Raw genomic sequence first — 19,833 nt, 5'->3', positions numbered from 1 at the left:
GATGAGACTGAGCCTGCGCAAGCGACCCACGCTTCCTGACGCCCCCGGGACCGTCGGCCCTGCCCGGGTGGACCCGCGGACGAAGGCGCTGACCAAGCGCCTGCGACCGGGGGACGTCGCGGTCATCGACCACCTCGACATCGACCGCGTCTCCGCCGAGGCGCTCGTCGCGTGCCAGCCCGCCGCCGTGCTGAACTCGGCCCGGTCGACGTCGGGGCGCTACCCCAACCTGGGGCCCGAGATCATCGTGGGCGCCGGGATCCCGCTGATCGACGACCTCGGACCGGACGTCATGACCCTCACCGAGGGTCACGTGGTCCGGGTCGAGGACGGCGTCGTCTACGACGGCGACCGCCTCGTCGCCGAGGGTGTCGAGCAGACCCCGGAGACGATCGAGCGCAACCTCGAGGAGGCGCGCGCGGGTCTGTCCGTCCAGCTCGAGTCCTTCGCGGCCAACACGATGGACTACCTGCGCCGAGAGCGGGCGCTGCTGCTCGACGGTGTCGGCGTCCCGGAGATCTCGACGACGATCGACGGACGTCAGGTGCTCATCGTGGTGCGCGGGTACCACTACAAGGAGGACCTGGCCACGCTGCGCCCGTACATCAAGGAGTACCGGCCGGTGCTGATCGGCGTGGACGGCGGCGCCGACGCGATCCTGGAGGCCGGCTGGCGGCCGGACCTCGTGGTGGGCGACATGGACTCGGTGTCCGACCGTGCACTCGCCTGCGGGGCCGAGATCGTCGTGCACGCCTACCGCGACGGGCGCGCTCCCGGGGTCGAGCGGGTGGAGAAGCTGGGCGTGCCGCATGTGGTCTTCCCCGCGACCGGCACCAGCGAGGACGTCGCGATGCTGCTCGCGGACGACAAGGGTGCCGAGCTCATCGTCGCGGTCGGCACGCACGCGACCCTGGTGGAGTTCCTCGACAAGGGCCGCGCCGGCATGGCCAGCACCTTCCTGACCCGGCTGCGGGTGGGCAGCAAGCTCGTCGACGCCAAGGGCGTGTCCCGGCTCTACCGGCACCGCATCTCCAACGTCCAGCTCGCGCTGCTCGTGCTGGCCGGCCTGCTCGCGCTGGTGGTGGCGCTGGCCGCGACCGCCGCGGGGCAGACCCTCATCGGGTTGACCGCGGCCCGCATGGACACGGTCCTCTCGTGGCTCGGCGGGCTGTTCAGCGGGCGGGCACCGTGACCGGTCCGCAGCAGCCCCGCACCCGTCCTGCCCCTCGACGAACGGCCATCGCCCTGTGATCGACTTCCGGTACCACATCGTCTCCCTCATCTCCGTCTTCCTGGCCCTCGCCGTCGGCATCGTGCTGGGCGCGGGCCCGCTGCGGGAGACCATCGGCGACACCCTGACCGGTCAGGTGGAGGTGCTCCGCGAGGAGATGGAGGTGCTGCGCTCCGAGCGCGATGCCGCCCAGTCCGCCGTCGACCGCCAGGCCGCGTATCTGGAGGAGGCGGCGCCGCGGCTGGTCGGTGGGACGCTCACCGACCGCCGGGTCGCGGTGGTCAGCCTCGGCCCCGTGGACGACGACGCCCGCGCCGCGGTCGAGGAGCGACTCGCGACCGCCGGGGCGACGGTGAGCGCGCGGGTCCAGGTCGCCGACCAGTGGACCGACCCGTCCCTGCAGGCGTTCCGCCAGGCGCTCGCGGGCAGCCTGGTCACCTACCTCGAGCCCGCCCCCGCCGCGGACGCCGGCGTCGAGGTGGAGCTCGCCGAGGCGCTCGCGCAAGGACTGACCACCGCGGACCCCGCGGACCCCGACCAGCTGTCGGAGTCCGCCGGGCTCCTCCTCGAGCTGCTGGCGAGCAGCGACAGCCAGCTCATCACCGTGGCCGAGCCGGTCGCCGCCCCGGCCGACGCCGTCGTCTTCCTCACGTCCGGGCCCGAGCCCGAGCCCGCGGATGAGGACCCCGCCACGGCGGCGGTCGACGCGGACGCCGAGGCCGCACAGGTCGACGCCTACCTGGACCTCGTCACCGCCGCGCAGCGCGAGTCCGAGGGCGTCCTGCTCGCGGGCGGGGTCGCCACCCCCGGTGACCTGATCACCGCGGTGCTGGCCGACGACGAGCTCGCCGACCGGATCTCCACCGTGACCGGCTTCCGCGGCATCACCGGCCAGCTCTCGGTGCCGCTCGGCCTGAACGCGCGGATCGGTGGCGTGGTCGGCCACTACGGGTTCGGTGACGGCCTCGTCGCGGTCCCCGAGCCGGTCGACCTGCCCCCGGCCGACCGCACCGCCGACGGCGCCGCGGGTGACGCCGGGGCCGACGCCGCCACCGACACCGCCACCGACACCGCCACCGACGCTGACGCCGGCACCGACACCGGCACGGAGGGCTGACCGTGACCACGCCCCGACCGCTGCTCGCCGGCGCCGTCGCCCACGGGGTGACCCGTCGGGCCCGGACCCTCCTGACCGCACGGACCGGGAGCGGTGGCACTCCGCTCGGCACCGCCGAGCGCTGGACCCGGACGAACCACCGGGGCAGGCCGGTGAGCCTGCTCGAGGGGCCGGCCGTGGCAGCCGGTCTGCTCGCGGGCGGACTCGTCGGTGGGGGCAGCCTGCGCGCGGCCGCCGCCGCGACCGTCGCAACGGCCGGCGGCGCCGCGTTCGGCCTGGTCGACGACCTGACCGAGGACCCCGCGGACCGGGCCAAGGGGCTGCGCGGCCACCTCGGCGCGCTGGCCCACGGACGTCTCACCACCGGCGGGCTGAAGGTGCTGGGCATCGGCGCGACCGCCCTGGTGGCCGCCGCGGTCGCCACGCCACGTGGGCCTGGGTCCTCGCGACGGACGTGGGCGCTGGACGTGCTGGCGTCCGGTGCGCTGGTCGCCGGCGCCGCCAACCTGGCCAACCTGCTCGACCTGCGCCCCGGACGGGCTCTCAAGGCCGCCGCCCTGTGCGCCGGACCCCTCGCCCTCGCCGGCGGGCGCGGTGCGGGCCTGGCCGGCTCGGTCGTGGGCGCCGCGGTCGCGGCCATGCCGGACGACCTGGCCGGCCGGGACATGCTCGGCGACGGCGGCGCGAACGCCGTCGGTGCCCTGCTCGGCACCGCGTGCGTCGTCGACGCTCCGCGTCCCGTGCGGCTCACCGTCCTCGCCGGTGTGCTGGCGCTGACCTTGGCGAGCGAGCGGGTGAGCTTCACCGAGGTGATCGCGCGGCACCCGGTGCTGCGCGAGCTCGACGACTGGGGCCGTCCCGCGGTCGAGGGGGGCACGGTGGCGAGCCCGCTCGTGCCGGACGCGCCGGCGTGACCCCGCGGGCGCGGCAGGCGCTCACCGGACTCGCCGGGGCTGCGGCGCTGATCGCCGTCGTCACGGTGCTCAGCCGGGTGCTGGGGTTCGGACGCTGGCTCGTCCAGTCGAGCACCGTCGGGTACGGGGCCATCGGCGATGCCTACACCAGCGCCAACACGCTGCCCAACGTGCTCTTCGAGGTGGCGGCCGGTGGCGCCCTCGCCGGGGCGTTGATCCCGCTGGTCGCCGGTCCCATCGCGAAGAACCTGCGGGCGGACGTCGACCGCATCGCCTCGGCCATGCTGGGGTGGGCGCTGCTCGTCCTGGTCCCGCTCGCGGTCGGCCTGACGCTCCTGGCCGACCCGCTGGCGGCGCTGCTCACCCCGGGCGACGGAGCAGGCGACGGCGCGGGCGGCACCCAGGCCCTCGTGCGCTGGTTCATCCTCGTGTTCGCCGTCCAGGTCCCGCTGTACGGGCTGGGCGTGGTGCTGGTGGGCGTCCTCCAGGCGCACCGGCAGTTCTTCTGGCCGGCCCTCGCCCCGGTCTTCTCCAGCGTGGTCGTCATCACGGCGTACGTCGTCTTCGGAGCGCTGTCCGGCGGTGAGGTCGACGACCCCTCACGGGTCCCGGCGTCGGCCCTGGCCTGGCTGGGGTGGGGCACGACGGCCGGGGTCGCGGCCATGAGCCTGCCGCTGCTCGTGCCGCTGCGCCGCACCGGGGTCCGGCTGCGACCGACCCTGCGGTTCCCCGCCGGCGTCGCCGTGCGCGCCCGCGCGCTGGCGGCGGCCGGGATCGGTGCGCTGCTGGCCCAGCAGGCCGCGGTGCTCGCGGTGCTGCTGCTCGCGAACTCCGCCGGCGGCACCGGCACGTACCCCGTGTTCCTCTACACCCAGGCGGTCTACTACCTGCCGTACGCGGTCCTCGCGGTCCCGCTCGCCACGAGCACCTTCCCGCGGCTGGCGGCCCGGGCCGCGACCGCGGACCTGCCCGGCTACGGACGGCTCGCGGCCGCCACGACCCGGGCGGTGCTCGCGGTGGCGGCGGTCGGGGCGGCGGCGCTCGCCGCGGCCGCCCCCGCCGTCGGTGAGCTCTTCCGGGCGATCGGCCGCGGCGACCCGGCACTCGCCCTGGCGATGGGCCCCGCCCTCACCTGGATGGCTCCCGGCCTGCTGGGGTACGCCCTGGTGTTCCACGTCTCACGCTCGCTGTACGCGCTCGAGCGGAGCCGGCCCGCCGTGCTCGCGACGGCTGCGGGCTGGCTGACCGTCGTGGTGGTCTCGGTGGTCCTGTGCTGGGCGCTGGTGGACGACGCCCCTGACGGTCCGTCGACCCTGCTGGCACTCGGCGCCGGCACCACGATCGGGATGACGCTGGCCGGCGTGGCGCTGCTGGTGGCTCTGCGCCGCGCCGCCGGTCCGCCGGCCCTGTCCGGGATGCCGCGCACCGTCGTGGTGCTCGTCGTGGCCGGCGTCGTCGCCGGCGTGGTGGGACGCCGGGTGACCGATGCGATCCTGGGCGCGGCCGGGCCCGGGGTGGCGGGCTCGGGCGTGGCGGTCGCGATCGGAGCCGGGGCCGCCGGTGCGGTGCTCGCCGCGACCCTCGTCGCGATCGCCACCGGGATGCTCGACCGCGGCACCGTCCGGGGGCTGCGGGACGCCGACCGCGACCTGGCCGCCCCGGACGGCGACGACCTGGGCTCGGGCGGCCCCGACCGGGTGGAGGTGTGATCGTGCAGGACGCGATGCAGGTGCCGGTGCCGGAGCGTGAGCCGGTGCGCGTGCTGCAGGTGCTGGGGTCGAGCGCGGGCGGGGTGGCCCGCCACGTCCGCCAGCTCGGTGAGGTGCTCGGTGCGGTGGGCCCGGGCGGCCCGGGCTGGACCGTGCACGTCGCCGGCCCGGCCGCCCTGGCCGACGACGTCGCACCACCCGCCGGCCCGGTCGTGTTCCGGCCCGTGGAGATCGCCGACCGGCCACGCCCGGCCGACCTCGCCGCGATCCGGCGCCTGCGCGCGCTGGCCGCCGGTGCGCACGTCCTGCACGCGCACGGGCTGCGCGCCGGTGCCCTCGCCGTCCTCGCCACCCGGGGTCTGCCCGGTGCTCGCCGGCCGCGGGTCGTGGTGACCCTGCACAACCTGCCGGTCGGCGGCCGGGCGGTGCGGACCGTCTCGGCCGTCCTGGAGCGGGTGGTGGCCCGGGGGGCCGACAAGGTCCTCGGCGTGTCCGGTGACCTCGTCGACCGGGCCCGGGCGCTCGGCGCGCGGACCGCCGAGCGGGCCCTGGTGCCGGCTCCGTCCCGGCCCCGGACGCCCGCCGACGCCGCCGCGGTGCGCGAGGCCCTGGGCGTCCCGGGCACCGACCATCTCCTGGTCACGGTCGCCCGGCTCGCCCCGCAGAAGGGCCTGGACACGCTGCTCGACGCCGCCAGACGGCTCGTCGTGCCCGGCGTCTTCTCCGCGCCTCCGCGGGGGCTGGTCTGGGTGGTGGCCGGCGACGGCCCGCTGCATGACGCGCTCGCGGCCCGGATCGGCGACGAGCGCCTGCCCGTCCGGCTGCTGGGACGGCGCAGCGACGTGCCCGACCTGCTGGCCGCGGCCGACGTCGTCGTCAGCACGGCGGTGTGGGAGGGCCAGCCCATCGCCGTGCAGGAGGCCCTGCAGCTGGGCGCCGCCGTCGTCGCCACCGACGCCGGCGGCACGCGGGAGGTGACCGGCGACGACGGCGCGGTGCTCGTGCCGGTGGGGGACGCGGCTGCGGTCGCGGGCGCGGTCCGGGCGCTGCTCGACGACCGCCCGCGCCGCGACAGGCTGCGTGCGGCCGCTGGGCGACGCGCCGCCGAGCTGCCGGACGTGGCCGCCGTCGTCGAGCAGCTGCGCCGGGTCTACGACGCCTGAGCGGCGCGCTCCGGGCGCGTCCCGGCGTCGTCGGCGGGGCCCCGTGTCCGCCGTCACGGCCGGATCGTCTCGCCCGGTGCGGCCGCGGTGCCGTACAGTCGAAGCCCGTGGCAGATCGAGCAAAGCGACTCTCCGGTGGGTCTGACGACACGACCCGACACATCTTCGTCACGGGGGGCGTCGCCTCCTCACTCGGCAAGGGCCTGACGGCGTCGAGCCTCGGCCGGTTGCTGCGCTCCCGTGGGCTGCGCGTCACGATGCAGAAGCTCGACCCGTACCTCAACGTGGACCCCGGCACCATGAACCCGTTCCAGCACGGCGAGGTGTTCGTCACCGAGGACGGCGCCGAGACGGACCTGGACATCGGTCACTACGAGCGCTTCCTGGACGTGAACCTGGGAGCGCCGGCGAACGTGACGACCGGGCAGATCTACTCCACCGTGATCGCGAAGGAGCGGCGCGGGGAGTACCTCGGGGACACGGTGCAGGTCATCCCGCACATCACCGACGAGATCAAGCAGCGGATGCGGGCCCAGGCGGGCCCCGACGTCGACGTGATCATCACCGAGATCGGCGGCACCGTCGGTGACATCGAGTCCCAGCCGTTCCTGGAGTCGGCCCGGCAGGTCCGCCACGACCTGGGCCGGGACAACGTGTTCTTCCTGCACATCTCGCTGGTGCCGTACATCGGGCCGTCCGGCGAGCTCAAGACCAAGCCCACCCAGCACTCCGTGGCGATGCTGCGGTCCATCGGCATCCAGCCGGACGCGCTCGTGCTGCGCGCCGACCGGGACCTGCCGGAGGGGATCAAGCGCAAGATCGCGCTGATGACCGACGTCGACAACGAGGCCGTCATCACCTGCCCCGACGCCCCGAGCATCTACGACATCCCGCGCGTGCTGCACTCCGAGGGGCTCGACGCCTACGTCGTGCGCCGCCTGGACCTGCCGTTCCGGGACGTCGACTGGGACGCCTGGCACAAGGTCACCGACCGCGTCCACAACCCCACCCACCAGGTCGAGGTCGCTCTGGTCGGCAAGTACATCGACCTGCCGGACGCCTACCTGTCCGTCACCGAGGCGCTGCGCGCGGGCGGGTTCGACCAGGACGCCAAGGTGTCCATCCGGTGGGTGACGTCCGACGACTGCCAGACCGCCGAGGGCGCGCGGCTCGCGCTCGAGGGCGCCGACGCGATGCTCGTGCCCGGCGGGTTCGGCGTCCGCGGCATCGAGGGCAAGCTCGGTGCGCTGCGGTACGCCCGGGAGAACGGGATCCCGACCCTGGGCATCTGCCTGGGACTGCAGACCATGGTCATCGAGTACGCGCGGACCGTGCTCGGGCTCGACGACGCGTCGTCGTCGGAGTTCGACGTCGACACGACGCACCCGGTCGTCGCGACGATGGCCGAGCAGGTCGAGTTCGTCGGCGGTGAGGGTGACCTCGGCGGGACGATGCGCCTCGGCTCGTACGAGGCGGTGCTGACCGAGGGGTCGGTGGTGGCCGGTGCCTACGGCAGCACCGCCGTCACCGAGCGTCACCGGCACCGCTACGAGGTCAACAACGCCTACCGCGAGCAGCTCGAGGCGGCCGGCCTGGTGTTCTCCGGGCTGTCGCCCGACGGCACCCTGGTGGAGTTCGTGGAGCTGCCGCGCGAGGTGCACCCGTACTACGTGTCGACCCAGGCGCACCCGGAGTTCAAGTCCCGGCCGACCGCGGCGCACCCGCTGTTCGCCGGGCTGATCCAGGCGGCGCTGGAGCACCAGCAGGCGGACGACGAGGCGGCCTGATGACGGTCGCCGACCGCCCGGACGAGCGCCCCGTGCTCGCCACCGAGCTGATCCACGACGGCATGGTGTTCGACGTCGTCGCCGAGCGGGTGGCGCTGAGCGGCGACGGCTCCGACGGCGAGTCGGACGTGGTGCGGCGCGAGTTCGTCCGGCACACCGGCGCGGTCGCCGTCGTCGTGCTGGACGAGCAGGAGCGGGTGCTGCTGCTGAGCCAGTACCGCCACCCGGTGCGGCACACGCTGTGGGAGCCACCCGCCGGGCTGCTGGACGTCGACGGGGAGGCCCCCCGCGACGCCGCGGCCCGCGAGCTCGCCGAGGAGGCGGACCTGACCGCCGGGCGCTGGGACGTGCTGGCGGACTACCTCACCTCGCCCGGCAGCACCAGCGAGGCGATCCGGGTGTACCTCGCCCGGGACCTCGTGCCGGTGCCCGAGGGGGAGCGGTTCGACCGCGAGGACGAGGAGCGCGACATGGAGGCGCGGTGGGTGCCGCTCGACGAGGCGGTCACCCTCGTGCTGTCCGGCGCGCTGCACAACCCGTCCGCGGTGGTCGGGATCCTGGCGGCGCACGCCGCCCGGGCGGCCGGGTGGTCGACGCTGCGCCCTGCCGACGCACCCTGGCCGGAGCGTCGCGTCGCCCGCTGAAGAGGTCGGGCGCCCGGCCGGGTGACCCCCCGGGTGCCCTCGCCGTCGCGGTCCGGGCAACCCGGTCGGTCGTTCGTTCGGGTGGAACGCGTCGGGTGCCCGCGGTGCCCCGCCCGGGGACCGGCGGTGCCCCTACTGTCGGCCCATGCACCTCTCCCTGCGCCGCGCCACGACCGCGCTGCTGGCCGTCCTGGCGCTCGCGACCGGGTGGGCCGTCCCGGCCGCGGGTGCCGAGCCGGCCCGGCACGACGTGCTGACCGTCCTGGGCGAGCGTGGGTGGCTGCTGAGGTACGGCACGGCGGACTTCGGCCCGCCCGACGCCTGGTGGGTGCGGGTCCCGGCGGGCACCGGACGTGACCACCTCGGCCTGACCACGGCCGACGGCAGCACGCCGTGGGTGGACCTGCGGATCGCCGCGCCCGAGGGTCGCCCACGCCTGGAGCCCGGGCACTACAGCACGCGTGGTCTCGGGGGCCCGGCGGACGCCACGCTCGACCTGGGCATCCACTCGCGCGGGTGCAACAACAGCACCGGCTCGTTCGACGTCCTGGGGCTCACCCGTGACGCGGACGGCACGCTGACGAGCCTCGCCGTCGACTACAGCATCACCTGCCAGGGCGAGGACGAGGACCCGGTCACCGGGTCCCTGCGCTGGAACAGCGACGTCCCGTACGCGTACACCGCGGTCACGTCGTTCACCCCGCCCGACGTCGGGCCGCGGCAGACCGTTGCGGGCTCGGTGACGCTGACGAACGACGGGACCGTGCCGCAGACCCTGGGGGCGACGAGCTGGCTGCCCGACCTCCGCCTGCACGCCGTCCAGTCCCGTCCCCGGGTGACCCGGGACGGGTGTGCCGGAGTGACCCTGGCGCCCGGTGCGTCGTGCACCGTGGAGGTCGCCGTCCGCGTGGACGACCTGCGCAGCACCGAGGGGTACCTGGCCACCCCGGACGGCACGCCGCGGGGCGTCGCGCTGTCGCTCGTCCGGGTGCGGGCGGTGCCCGGGCCGGGACCGGCGACGCTCGCCGCCACGCCTCGCCGGGGCGGTGTGGAGCTGTCCGCGGTGGGGGACAACCCGACGTACGCGGTCCGGCGGGCCACCGCGGACGGTCGCGAGACCGAGGTCGCCTCGCAGGTCGCCCTGCCGTGGACCGACCGTTCGGTGACGCCCGGCACCGTCTACACCTACCGCGTCGTCCCGCAGTCCGGGGGCCTGGCGGGCGAGCCGTCGAACGCGGTCTCCACCGGACCCCTGCCGGTGCCCGTCGGGGAGGAGGGCACGTTCGTGCCGGTCGGGCCGGTGCGGGTCCTGGACACGCGATCCGGCGTCGGCGCCCCGCGCGGACCCGTCGGCCCGGGCCGGACGCTGCGGTTCGACCCGGCGGCCGGCGGGCAGGTGCCCACCACCGGGGTCTCGGCCGTGCTGCTCAACGTCACCGGGACGGAGGCCACCGCGGTGACGCACCTGCGGGTGTGGCCCGCGGGCCGACGGCGCCCGGAGACGTCGTCGCTCAACCTCGTCCCGGTGGCGAGCCGGGCCAACCAGGTGGTGGTCCCGCTGGGCGACGACGGCGAGGTGGAGCTGATCAACGACGCGGGTGCCACGCACGTCGTCGTGGACGTCCAGGGCTTCTACTCCACGGCCGACGGCCCGCACGGTGGTGGCTACCACCCGGTGGACCCGACCCGGGTGCTGGACACCCGTGATCGGACCTGGCTCCCCCGGGGGCCCGGTGCGGTCACCTGGGCCACCGTGGGCCACCGCGACGTGCCGTGGACCGAGGCGACAGCGGTCGAGGTGACCCTCACCGTGACCGGTCCGAACGCTCCCGGGCACCTGACGGCGTGGTCCGGGGTGGGAGCCGCGCCCGTGGTGTCGAACGTGAACTTCGAGCCGGGGCAGACCATCGCCAACCACGCCGTCGTGCCGGTGTCCCGCAACCTCGACGGCGAGCCGGTGATCGCGGTGACCTATGGGAACGGTGCTCCCGACGTCGTCATCGACGTCCTCGGCTGGTACGACGCCGACGCCGCCCCGCCCGACGACGACGGGATCGGCGACGTCGTGGAGCCGGGTCTGCGCTACCGCCCGACGCCTGCGATGCGCCTGCTCGACACGCGGTCGAGGCCGGGCGGGCTGCGCGCCGAGCCGGGGCAGGCGGTCGTCGTGCCGCCTGCGATGCTGCCGCCGGCTCCCGCGCAGGTCGTCAACGTCACCGCCACCGGGGCGCGCGCCGGCGGCCACCTGACGGCGTGGAGCGGGGACGGCGAGCTCCCGCCCACCTCGACGGTCAACTTCGGGCGTGCGGACGGGAGCACGCTCACCACGGCCCGGACCGCCGCGGAGGGGTCGTTCGCGGTGACGGTCGGGACCAGCGGCGTCCACGTGGTCGTCGACCACCTCGGCTACTTCTACTGACGCCGCCGCTCGTGGTCGCTGGACCACGACGCGGCGACCACCACGACGGGGTGACGGTGCAGATGCGCGCAGCGATGGGCCCCCACCGACCGCCCGGCCGCCCTAGGTTCACGGGCATGACCTCCGGTCCCCGTCGCCGCGCGACGACCGCGCTCGCCGTCCTCGCCGTGCTCCTCGTCGGCCCCGCGCCCGGCGCCGCGGCCGCCACGACGTCCGACGACGCCTTCACGGTGCTGGGGGCGGGCGGCTGGCTCGCCGAGCACCGGTCGGAGCGTTGGGAGCCTCCGGCTCCGTTCGAGGCGTGGGTGGACGACTCCGACCGGGACCGGGTGCAGATCCACGCCCGCCTTCCCGGCGGAGCGGCCGAGCTGACGCTCATCGCGCCGGCGGACCGGCCCCTTCTCACGGTGGGTCGCCACACGGTCACCGGGCAGGAGCGTGAGGACGTGCTGCGGCTGCGGTTCGCCCGGGACGCACGCGGCTGCAGCAGCCATCCGGGTGTGATCGACGTCCTGGAGCTCTCCCGCGGGCCCGCCGGGCGGCTGACCGGCCTGGCACTGGACTACGTCTTCACCTGCGACAACGAGGGCGCGCCCACGGCCGGCTCCATCCGGTGGAACAGCGACGTCCCGTACCACCACACGGCGGTGACCGGTCTGCGCGTGCCCGGCACCGCCGCCGGCGAGGCCGTACGCGGGGCCGTCACCCTGACCAACGCGGGCGGCCTGCCGCAGACGCTCGGACGCAGCGTGTGGGAGCCGCAGGGGTCGGTGCTCGCCGAGCAGGCGTCCCTGGCCGTCCGGCGCGACGGGTGCGTCGGTGTCGTCCTGCAGCCCGGTGACAGCTGCCAGGTCGAGGTGAGCGTGCACGCCGACGGGGTGCACGGTGTCGCGGGTCACCTGCGCACCCCCGACGCGACGCTGCGCGGCGCCGCGTACTCGCCGATCACGATGCCCGTCCCTCCGGAGCCCGTGCGGGCCGCCGCGGTGCCGCAGCGGGGCGGCGTCCTGCTGCTCACGTCGCGGCCCAACGCGTCGTACCGCGTGCTGCGCTCGGCCGGTGGTGGCGGGGAGGTGGAGGTCGCGCACGACGTCCCGATGCCCTGGACGGACACCGACGTGAGCACCGGTGTGGTCTACACCTACCGCGTCGTCGTCGTGGACGGCGGTGCCCAGAGCACGCCGTCCGACCCGGTCGTGACCGGGCCGCTGCCTGAGCCGGTGGGCGAGGACGGCAGGTTCGTGGCCGTCGACCCGGTCCGGGTGCTGGACACCCGTGACGGGACCGGTGGTCACCGCGGAGCGCTCGGACCGGGCGCGTCGCTGGCGATGGACCCGGGCGGCCCGGGGCAGGTCGTCCCACGCGGGGTGCGTGCTGTGCTGCTCAACGTCACGGCGACGGAGCCCACCGCGGTCACCCACGTGCGGGTGTGGCCCGCCGGTGACCCGATGACGGGCACCTCGTCGCTCAACGTGGTGCCGGGGCAGACCCGCCCGAACCAGGTGGTCGTGCCGGTCGGCGAGGACGGCCGGGTGTCGCTGTACAACAACCTGGGGACCACCCACCTCGTGGCCGATCTCCAGGGCTACTACGTCGGCCCGCAGGGGCAGCACGGCGGCGGCTACCACCCGACCCGACCGGTCAGGGTGTCGGACACCCGCGAGGAGCGCTGGCCGCTGCAGCCCGGCGAGACGGTGCGGCTGCCCATGGACGCGCCCGGGGTGGTGTGGAACGAGGTGGTCGCGGTCGAGGTCAACCTGACCGTTACCGGACCGACCGAGCACGGGCACGTCACCGCCTGGTCGGGCGAGTCGGCGGCGCCGGTCGTGTCCCACGCCAACTTCGCACCGGGGCAGACGGTCGCCAACCACGCGGTGGTCCCGGTGAGTCTGGACGAGGACGGGCAGCCGGGCATCGCGGTGCGCAACAGCGCGGGACTGACGCACCTGGTCGTGGACGTCACCGGCTGGTACGACGACGGCACCCGCGCCGACGGCCTGCGGTTCCGGCCCGTCCCGACGTCCCGGGTGGCGGACAGCCGAGTGGCGGGCAGCCGCAGCGAGGGGGCCGCCGTCGCGGCCGGTGAGGCGCTGGTCGTCCCCGGCACGTCGATGCCGCCCGGCGTGGCGCAGGTCGTCAACGTCACCGCGACGGGCTCCTCGGGTGGGGGGCACGCGACCGCATGGAGCGGGGTGGGCGAGCTGCCGCTCACGTCCACCCTGAACTTCGCCGCCGGCGAGGACTCCCCGAACCTCGCCACGGTGCTGCCCGCCCTGGGAGGGGCCGTGACGGTCACCGTCGGGACCTGGGGCACCCACCTCGTCGTGGACCACCTCGGCTTCTTCTACTGAGGGGCGCGTCCCCGGGGTCCACCGCTCCGCTCTGCCCACAGCAGAGCGACCCCCGACCGGGAGACGGCGGGGCTAGCGTCGCGCCATGGCTGCCATCACGACGCCCCTGCGCCCGAGCCGGCCCGACCCCGCCCAGTGGCGCAAGGCGATCGGGGGGCGGCTGCGTGACGTCCGACTGGACGCCGGGCTGCGCCTGGTCGACGTGGCCCGTGCGGCCGGGGTGTCCCCGCAGTACCTGTCCGAGGTCGAGCGGGGCCGCAAGGAGCCGTCGTCCGAGGTGCTGGGCGCCGTCACCACCGCGCTCGGGATGACGCTGGTCGACCTCGCCGGCGCGCTGGCCCGGGACCTCGCGCGGCGCGACGACCGCGGGCTCCACCCCTCGCCGCGGCCGTCGGCGTCGTGGGAGGTGAGGTCGTCGCGGGTGAGCCTGTCGTCCGCGGGGTCGTCGCACCCCCCGGCGCCCGCCACGCGGTGGGGTGCGGGCGACCTCGCGCTCCGCACCGGCTCGGTCGCCGCCTAGCCTGCGGGTCCGTCCCCGCGGTCGACGCACGTCATCGCGCCGTCCGGCGTGGCCCCCGGTCCCGGACCACGTGGTCCGCCACGCCGTAGGCGACCGCCGCGGGTGCGGTCAGGACCAGGTCGCGGTCGGTGTCCCGGCGCAGCGTCGCGACGTCCCTGCCGGTGTGCCGGGACAGCACCTCCTCGAGCTCGCTGCGCACCCGGCCGATCTCGTCGGCCGCGACGATGAGGTCCGGCAGCGTGCCGGCCCTCCGCCGACGGCTGGTGCAGGACGACCCGACCGTGCGCGAGGATCGCCCGGCGCCCGGGCGTGCCGCCGGCGAGCAGCACGGCCGCCGGCGACGCCGCCTGGCCCACGCACGTGGTGGCGACGTCGGGCCGCACGTACTGCATCGCGTCGTACACGGCGAGGGCGGCCGACGTCGAGCCGCCGGCGGAGTTGATGTAGAGGTCGATCGGTGCGTCCGGGTCCTCGGACTCCAGGTGCAGCAGCTGGGCGACCAGGACGTTGGCGACGCCGTCGTCGATCTCGGTGCCGAGGTAGACGATCCGCTCGGACAGCAGCCGGCTGAACACGTCGACCACGCGCTCGCTGCCGCCGGCGCGCCGCTCGACGACGGACGGGATGGTGTAGGTACTCATGCCCGCACCCCGATCCCGGCCGCGCGTCCGGAGGGACCGGTCCGCACGCTCGGCAGGTCCGTGACGACCCGGTCGACGAAGCCGTACTCCCGGGCCTCCTCGGCGGTGAACCACCGGTCCCGCCCGGAGTCCTCGCGGACCCGGGCGACGCTCTGCCCCGTGTGCTCGGCGACCAGCCCCAGGACCGTGTCCCGGGTGTGCCGCAGGTCCTGCGCCTGCAGCTCGATGTCCGCGGCGGTCCCGCCGATCCCCGAGGACCCCTGGTGCAGCAGGACCCGCGAGTGGACCAGCGCGTACCGCTTGCCAGGGGTGCCCGCGGACAGCAGGAACTGCCCGGCGCTCGCCGCCCACCCCATGGCCAGGGTGCTGACGTCGTTGGGGATGAGCCGCATGACGTCGTGGATCGCGAGCATCGCCGGCACCGAGCCACCGGGGGAGTTGATCCACAGGCTGATGTCGCTGCGCGGGTCCTCGGCGGACAGCAGCAGCAGCTGCGCGCACAGTCGGTTGCCGGCCGCGTCGTCCAGGGCGGTGCCCAGCACGATGATGCGCTGGTGCAGCAGTCGGGTGGCCAGCTCGTCGTCGAGGGGCCGGAGTGGGGTCCGGGTGTCGTCCATGCCGCCAGCCTGCGCCGTGCCCGCCGGCGGGAGCCCCCGGCGCTGCCGTCGGCGGATCGGCCGCCGGCAGCGACGACGACGACGGCGCCGCCGCGGGCGGGCCGGACCGCCTCGCGCGGCGACCGGCTCAGCCGAACCGGCGGCCCAGGGTGAGACTGCCGTCATCCCCGGCGAGCTCGGCCAGCCCCATCCGCCGGTAGAACCCGACGGCGGGCTCGTTGCGGCGGGCGACCACCAGGTGCACGCCGCGCGAGCCCCCGGCGGCGAGCGCGTCGAACAGCGTCTCGAGCAGCCGCCGGCCGAGGCCCTGGCCCTGCCACCCCGGCAGCAGGTCGACGTGCAGGTGCGAGGGGTGGTCGACCAGGACCGCCGGGTCCGCGCGGGGAGGGTGGTGGATGAGGCGGACGACGGACGCGTCGGCGCCGCCCTGCGCCGCCCACCGGTCCAGCGGGTACCGGTCACGCAGCGGGGGCCACCAGGCCGCCTCGCAGCGTCGCTCGAAGTCCGCGGTGTCCAGCGCGCCGACGACGTACCCGCCGACGTGGTCGCCGTCCGCGGCCACGAAGGCCAGGCCCGGCTCCAGCACCAGGTAGGGGTGCAGGTAGACGTGGGCCAGCAGGGCCGGGTCGGTGTACAGGTGTGTCGCGTCCTGGCCGGCGTCGCCGGTGAGCAGGCAGACGGACTCCAGCGTGGCGGCGTCGGCGGCGCGCGCCGGCCGGACGCTCACGCGGCCGCGGTGGGTGTGGCGGCCGCGGGGGCCCCGGCGGGCGCGAGGACGCGGCGCCCGCGCAGGGTCAGCACCGTCCACGTCACCGCGGCGGCGAGCAGGGCTGCGCCCAGCATGTGCACCCCGACGAGCAGCTCCGGCAGGCCGGTGAAGTACTGCACGTAGCCGACCAGGCCCTGGGCGAGGGTCACGCCGAGCAGCACCGTGGCCGCGCGTCGGGCCCGCGCCGGCCCACCGGTGCGGGCGAGGGTCACCAGCAGCCCGACCACGAGCGCCACGAAGGTCCAGACGGCGGCCGCGTGCAGCTTGGCCACCAGCACCGGGTCGACCGCGAACCGGTAGGCGACGTCCTCGTCACCGCCGTGCGGGCCGGACCCGGTGACCACCACGCCCAGCACCAGCAGCACCACCGCGACCGCGGCCAGCGCCTGACCGATCGCGCGGACCCGGGGCACCACGACGGGGTCGGCCGGACCGTCGCCCTCGGCGGAGCGGTGCAGCAGCACGGTGGAGACCGTCACCAGACCGAGCGAGACGAGCATGTGGACACCGACGACGGCCGGGTGCAGGTGCAGCAGTACGGTCACCCCGCCGATCACGGCCTGGGCGATCACGCCGGCCAGCGGGGCCAGGCCGAGCCAGCGGTACGACCTCGCCCGGCGGGTGTCCGTGACCACGAGCAGCGCGACGGCCACCGCGATGACCCCGACCACCCCGGTCAGGGTCCGGTTGCCGAACTCGATCAGCGGGTGCCAGGTGGTGGCCTCGTGCAGCACGGGGGTGAACGAGCCCGGCTCGCACTGCGGCCAGGTGGAGCAGCCGAGGCCGGAGCCGGTGAGGCGGACGGCGCCGCCGGTCACGATGATGCCCATCTGGGCGACGAGGTTGGCCCGGAGCACGGCGCGGGTCCATCGCCGGGCCCGCGGCCACCGCGGCTCGGGACGCGACGCCGTGCTGCCCGGTGCTCGACCGGAGGCGGTCACCTCGACGGGCTGCGTGGCTGGGGTCTGCGCCGGGACGGTGCTCACCGGCACCACGGTAGTCGCCCGGTCCGCGCGGCCGGCCCTGCCCCGGACGTGACGTCGAGCGTCACACCGGCCCGTCCCGGGCGGCGGCCGTCCGGGACGGTCAGCTCCAGCGGAACAGGCGGGCGGCCAGCCCGGACAGCGCGGCCGTCCAGGCCGCGAGCACGAGCACCGGCCCGGTGGCGAGCACACCGTCGCGCAGCGCCGAGCGGACGGCCTCCCCGAGCGCACCCGACGGCAGAGCGCCCGCGACGACCGAGAGCGGCCCGGGCAGCTGGTCGGCGGGCGCGACGATCCCGCCGGCCACGGCCAGCAGCACCAGCACGAGGTTGGCCAGGGCGAGCACGGCCTCGGCCCGCAGCGTGCCGGCCAGCAGCAGCGCGAGCGACGTGAACGCCGCGGTCCCGAGCAGCACCGCGAGCGCGGCGGGGCCGATGCCGGCGACGGCGGGGTCCCAGCCCAGGCCGAGCGCGACGGCGCCCAGCACCACCACCTGGACGACCTCCACGACGAGCACGCCGAGGACCTTGCCGGCGAGCAGCCCGCCGCGGCCGAGCGGCGTCGTGGCCAGCAGCCGCAGCACCCCGTTGCGGCGGTCGAAGCTCGTCGCGATCGCCTGCGACGTGAAGGCGGTGGACATGACCGCGAGCGCCAGCACGCCCGGCGCGACCAGGTCCACCCGGGTACCCCCGCCGGTGTCGAGCTCGATCACGGTGGTGCGGGTCAGCACCAGCAGGAGCAGCACGGGCAGGACGAGCGTGATCAGCAGCTGCTCGCCGTTGCGCAGGATCGCCCGCGTCTCGAAGGCCGTCTGGGTCAGCACCCGGCGCCACGCCGGCGCGGCCACGCCGTCGCCCGGGCGGGCCTGCGTCGCGGCGCTCACCGCAGGTCCCGGCCGGTGAGGTCGAGGAAGACGTCCTCCAGGGTGCGTCGTCCCACGGTGATGCGGTGGGGGAGCACCCCTCGGGCGGCGCACCACGCGGTGAGCGCCGCGAGCACGTCCGGGTCCACCGGCCCGGTCAGCACGTAGTCCCCCGGCGCGACCTCCCGGACGGCGGGCTCGGGTGCACCCGCCACCACCGCGGCGGGGCCCGCCGGTGCCGCGCCGGCCGGCCCGCCCGGCTCGCCCCCGCCGCCCGGCGCGGTGAGCGCGGCCGCGAGGTCGGCCACGTCCAGGCCGGGCGTCGCGGAGAAGCGCAGGGTCCGGTCGTCGTGCGACGTCAGCAGGTCGGCGACCGCGCCGTGCGCGATGACGGTGCCGTGATCCACGACGACGACGCGGTCGGCGAGGCTCTCCGCCTCGTCCATGAGGTGGGTGGTCAGGACGACGGCGACGCCGTCGTCGCGCAGCTCGCGGACGAGGTCCCACACGGCCCGGCGGGCTTGCGGGTCCATGCCCGCGCTCGGCTCGTCCAGGAACACCAGCTCGGGCCGGCCGACGACGGCGGCGGCCAGGGCGAGCCGCTGGCGCTGGCCGCCGGACAGCCGCCGGACCGTCGTGCGCGCGAACCCGTCGAGGCCGAGCCGGTCGGCCAGCTCGCCGACGTCGCGCGGGCGGGCGTACATCGCCGCGACGTGGTGCAGCATCTCCAGGGCCCGCACCCCGGTGGGCAGGCCGCCGTCCTGCAGCATGACGCCGACCCGGGGGCGCAGCGTGCGCGCGTCGGCGGTCGGGTCCAGCCCGAGCACCCGCACCTGGCCGGCGTCGGGGGAGCGCAGACCCTCGCAGCACTCGACGGTGGTGGTCTTGCCCGCGCCGTTGGGTCCCAGGACGGCGGTGACGGCGCCACGGTCGGCGACCAGGTCGAGCCCGTCGACGACGGCGCGGCCGTCGTACCGCTTGACGAGCCCGACGATCTCGACGGCGGGGGACGCGGGCACGCGCCGAGTCTAGGTGGCCGCCCGGCTACCCCCGGACGGCCCCCGGTCGCCCGGCCGCCCGTGGTGAGGTGGGCCTTGCTTGCAGGGATGGATTTCGGCAACAAGGATGTTGGCAATATCGACAGGCCAGCGGCTGGCCAGGGCGCGTCCGTGCGCCGCACGCCCCGTGGGGGCCTCGACCGGCCGACCCGCAGCCCGACAGACCGACAGACCGACCGACCCGGTGGAGGTGGTGGCATGAGCACGGCACTGAGCACGCGCGGGCTGACCACCGTCCCCGGGGCCACCGTCCCTGCGGCCCCGCCGCTCACCTCGACCGCGCACGCCTCCGGCGCGCACGAGGCCGAGGCCACCACGCGCCAGCGTGTGCTGCAGCTGGTCGCCTCGGCGGGTCCGGTCTCGACCGCCGAGCTGGCCGCGGAGCTGGGCCTGACCGCCGCCGCCATCCGGCGTCACCTCGGCGTGCTGCAGACCGAGGGGCAGATCGCCGTCCACGAGCGCGCCGGGTCCGGTCCGGCCCGCCGTGGACGCCCGGCCCGCCGCTACGTGGTGACCCGCCGCGGCCAGGACGCGCTGACCAGCGCCTACCCGGAGCTGGCGTCGCAGGCCCTGCGCTTCCTGGTCGAGGTCGCCGGCCCCGGTGCGGTCGAGGCCTTCGCCGCGTCCCGCGTGCGTGCCATCGAGGAGCGGTACGCCGCCACGCTCGACGACGCCGGCACCGACGTCCCGGCTCGCGCGGAGCGGCTCGCCGCGGCGCTGGGGGCCGACGGCTACGCGGCCAGCACGCGCCCGGTGCCCGGCCGCCCCACGGTCCAGCTGTGCCAGGGCCACTGCCCGGTGCAGCAGATCGCCGCCGAGTTCCCCCAGCTGTGCGAGGCCGAGGCCCAGGCCTTCTCCCGCCTGCTGGGTGTGCACGTGCAGCGACTGTCCACGCTCGCCGGTGGCGGGCACGTGTGCACCACCAACATCCCGACCTCCGACATCCCGAACGCCATCCGAACCCGTGAAGGGGAGACGACATGAGTGCGCCTACTCAGGACGCCAGCGCCGTGCAGGCCGACGTGCCGACCGACGTGTCGACCGCCGT

General features: G+C 75.9%; 16 protein-coding genes and 1 pseudogene. 11 read left to right on the top strand and 6 right to left on the bottom strand.

What is annotated here, in order from left to right:
* Position 1: 1 nt before the first annotated feature.
* The 10 genes from steA to Q0840_RS13510 all read left to right on the top strand — a co-directional run bounded on the left by steA (position 2) and on the right by Q0840_RS13510 (position 13,855).
* Positions 2-1,192 (top strand): putative cytokinetic ring protein SteA, encoded by a 1,191-nt coding sequence (steA, locus tag Q0840_RS13555; protein WP_298460199.1) that lies wholly within the window; start codon positions 2-4, stop codon positions 1,190-1,192.
* A 55-nt stretch (positions 1,193-1,247) separates the two neighbouring features.
* Complete coding sequence (locus Q0840_RS13550; protein ID WP_298460197.1) at positions 1,248-2,348, top strand: copper transporter; 1,101 nt, start codon at positions 1,248-1,250, stop codon at positions 2,346-2,348.
* Positions 2,349-2,419: 71 nt separating this feature from the next.
* Positions 2,420-3,262 carry a hypothetical protein gene (locus Q0840_RS13545; protein WP_298460229.1) on the top strand — a complete coding sequence of 281 codons (843 nt, stop codon included), beginning with the start codon at positions 2,420-2,422 and terminating at the stop codon, positions 3,260-3,262.
* Complete coding sequence (murJ, locus tag Q0840_RS13540; protein ID WP_298460194.1) at positions 3,259-4,971, top strand: murein biosynthesis integral membrane protein MurJ; 1,713 nt, start codon at positions 3,259-3,261, stop codon at positions 4,969-4,971. Before Q0840_RS13545 ends, murJ begins: the two co-directional genes overlap by 4 nt.
* A 2-nt stretch (positions 4,972-4,973) precedes the next feature.
* Positions 4,974-6,134 carry a glycosyltransferase family 4 protein gene (locus tag Q0840_RS13535; protein WP_298460191.1) on the top strand — a complete coding sequence of 387 codons (1,161 nt, stop codon included), beginning with the start codon at positions 4,974-4,976 and terminating at the stop codon, positions 6,132-6,134.
* 107 nt (positions 6,135-6,241) lie between these two features.
* Positions 6,242-7,921: a CTP synthase gene (locus tag Q0840_RS13530; RefSeq protein ID WP_298460190.1), complete on the top strand. Its 1,680-nt coding sequence runs from the start codon at positions 6,242-6,244 to the stop codon at positions 7,919-7,921.
* On the top strand, positions 7,921-8,565 hold the full coding sequence (locus Q0840_RS13525; RefSeq protein ID WP_298460188.1) for an NUDIX hydrolase: 645 nt from the start codon (positions 7,921-7,923) through the stop codon (positions 8,563-8,565). The genes Q0840_RS13530 and Q0840_RS13525 overlap by 1 nt, the downstream gene beginning before the upstream one ends.
* A gap of 145 nt (positions 8,566-8,710) precedes the next feature.
* Positions 8,711-10,984, top strand: coding sequence for a hypothetical protein (locus Q0840_RS13520; protein ID WP_298460186.1), 2,274 nt, complete (start codon positions 8,711-8,713; stop codon positions 10,982-10,984).
* A 116-nt stretch (positions 10,985-11,100) separates the two neighbouring features.
* A complete protein-coding gene (locus Q0840_RS13515) occupies positions 11,101-13,335 on the top strand; it encodes a hypothetical protein (protein WP_298460185.1) in 2,235 nt (744 codons plus the stop codon).
* Positions 13,336-13,420: 85 nt separating this feature from the next.
* Complete coding sequence (locus Q0840_RS13510; protein WP_298460183.1) at positions 13,421-13,855, top strand: helix-turn-helix domain-containing protein; 435 nt, start codon at positions 13,421-13,423, stop codon at positions 13,853-13,855.
* 31 nt (positions 13,856-13,886) lie between these two features.
* Here Q0840_RS13510 and Q0840_RS13505 read toward each other — a convergent pair.
* From Q0840_RS13505 to Q0840_RS13480, 6 genes and pseudogenes are all read right to left on the bottom strand, one after another.
* Positions 13,887-14,496: pseudogene (locus Q0840_RS13505) on the bottom strand (ClpP family protease).
* The gene (locus Q0840_RS13500) at positions 14,493-15,113 is read right to left on the bottom strand and encodes a ClpP family protease (protein WP_298460180.1); all 621 of its coding nucleotides are present in this window, start codon (positions 15,111-15,113) and stop codon (positions 14,493-14,495) included. The pseudogene Q0840_RS13505 and the gene Q0840_RS13500 overlap by 4 nt, the downstream one beginning before the upstream one ends.
* Before the next feature lie 127 nt (positions 15,114-15,240).
* Positions 15,241-15,840, bottom strand: a complete 600-nt coding sequence (locus Q0840_RS13495) for a GNAT family N-acetyltransferase (RefSeq protein ID WP_298460178.1) — start codon at positions 15,838-15,840, stop codon at positions 15,241-15,243.
* Positions 15,837-16,868 (bottom strand): heme A synthase, encoded by a 1,032-nt coding sequence (locus Q0840_RS13490; RefSeq protein ID WP_367183133.1) that lies wholly within the window; start codon positions 16,866-16,868, stop codon positions 15,837-15,839. Before Q0840_RS13490 ends, Q0840_RS13495 begins: the two co-directional genes overlap by 4 nt.
* A gap of 100 nt (positions 16,869-16,968) precedes the next feature.
* On the bottom strand, positions 16,969-17,748 hold the full coding sequence (locus Q0840_RS13485; RefSeq protein WP_298460176.1) for an ABC transporter permease: 780 nt from the start codon (positions 17,746-17,748) through the stop codon (positions 16,969-16,971).
* Positions 17,745-18,746, bottom strand: a complete 1,002-nt coding sequence (locus Q0840_RS13480) for an ABC transporter ATP-binding protein (protein ID WP_298460174.1) — start codon at positions 18,744-18,746, stop codon at positions 17,745-17,747. Before Q0840_RS13480 ends, Q0840_RS13485 begins: the two co-directional genes overlap by 4 nt.
* Positions 18,747-18,983: 237 nt before the next feature.
* Here Q0840_RS13480 and Q0840_RS13475 point away from each other — a divergent pair, with 237 nt between their 5' ends.
* Entirely contained in the window at positions 18,984-19,769 is a 786-nt protein-coding gene (locus Q0840_RS13475; protein ID WP_298460172.1) for a metalloregulator ArsR/SmtB family transcription factor, read from the top strand.
* Positions 19,770-19,833 lie beyond the last annotated feature (64 nt).

This window comes from uncultured Cellulomonas sp., assembly GCF_947494015.1.
Classification (GTDB): domain Bacteria; phylum Actinomycetota; class Actinomycetes; order Actinomycetales; family Cellulomonadaceae; genus Pengzhenrongella.
Note: the sequence above shows the minus strand (reverse complement) of the source record. Positions and strands in the feature narration are given on the sequence as shown.

Coding starts and splice junctions, on each gene's coding strand:
- steA (WP_298460199.1), top strand. CDS start 2: ATGAGACTGAGCCTGCGCAAGCGACCCACGCTTCCTGACGCCCCCGGG.
- Q0840_RS13525 (WP_298460188.1), top strand. CDS start 7,921: ATGACGGTCGCCGACCGCCCGGACGAGCGCCCCGTGCTCGCCACCGAG.
- Q0840_RS13520 (WP_298460186.1), top strand. CDS start 8,711: ATGCACCTCTCCCTGCGCCGCGCCACGACCGCGCTGCTGGCCGTCCTG.
- Q0840_RS13515 (WP_298460185.1), top strand. CDS start 11,101: ATGACCTCCGGTCCCCGTCGCCGCGCGACGACCGCGCTCGCCGTCCTC.
- Q0840_RS13510 (WP_298460183.1), top strand. CDS start 13,421: ATGGCTGCCATCACGACGCCCCTGCGCCCGAGCCGGCCCGACCCCGCC.
- Q0840_RS13500 (WP_298460180.1), bottom strand. CDS start 15,113: ATGGACGACACCCGGACCCCACTCCGGCCCCTCGACGACGAGCTGGCC.
- Q0840_RS13475 (WP_298460172.1), top strand. CDS start 18,984: ATGAGCACGGCACTGAGCACGCGCGGGCTGACCACCGTCCCCGGGGCC.